At 64.5% G+C, this 566-nt stretch carries 1 protein-coding gene; it reads left to right on the top strand.

What is annotated here, in order from left to right; all coding sequences use genetic code 11:
* On the top strand, positions 1-566 hold a 566-nt coding region (locus L6R21_28230), incomplete at both ends, for a serine/threonine protein kinase (GenBank protein ID MCK6563093.1).

Raw genomic sequence — 566 nt, 5'->3', positions numbered from 1 at the left:
TCTGGGGCATCGCATCAAGCGCTGCGGCCGGCTCGAGATCCCCGAGGCCCTGCGGATTACGGCGCAAATCCTGAGGGGCCTTCACCGAGCCCACGAGGCGGGGATCATTCACCGCGATCTCAAGCCCGACAATATTTTCTTGGTCGACCGGGACGACGACAACGACTTCGCCAAGGTGCTCGATTTTGGGATTTCAAAGGTGCAGCGTTTCGGCGAGGTGCCCGCGAAGACGTTGACCCGCGAGGGCACGGTGCTCGGGACGCCTTTCTATATGGCCCCCGAGCAGGCTCAGGCGCTGAACGATATCGACGGGCGGGCTGATCTTTGGTCGGTGGGGGCGATTGTGTACGAGTGCCTTTCGGGGAGGCCGCCGCACTCGGGGGCGACGTACGAGCAGGTGATTGTGAACATCTGCATGAAGGACGCGGAGGACATCCGGGCGCACAACCCGGCGGTTTCGGAGGCGCTCGCGAAGGTGATCGCGAAGGCTCTCGCCCGCGAGCGGACGGATCGGTTCGCGACGGCGCGCGAGTTTTTGGACACCCTTATCGGGGCTTCGGGCGGCG

The sequence above is a fragment of the bacterium genome (genome assembly GCA_023150945.1).
In the GTDB taxonomy this organism is placed as follows: Bacteria; Zhuqueibacterota; Zhuqueibacteria; order Zhuqueibacterales; family Zhuqueibacteraceae; genus Coneutiohabitans.
This window is presented reverse-complemented; position numbering and strand designations above follow the sequence as displayed.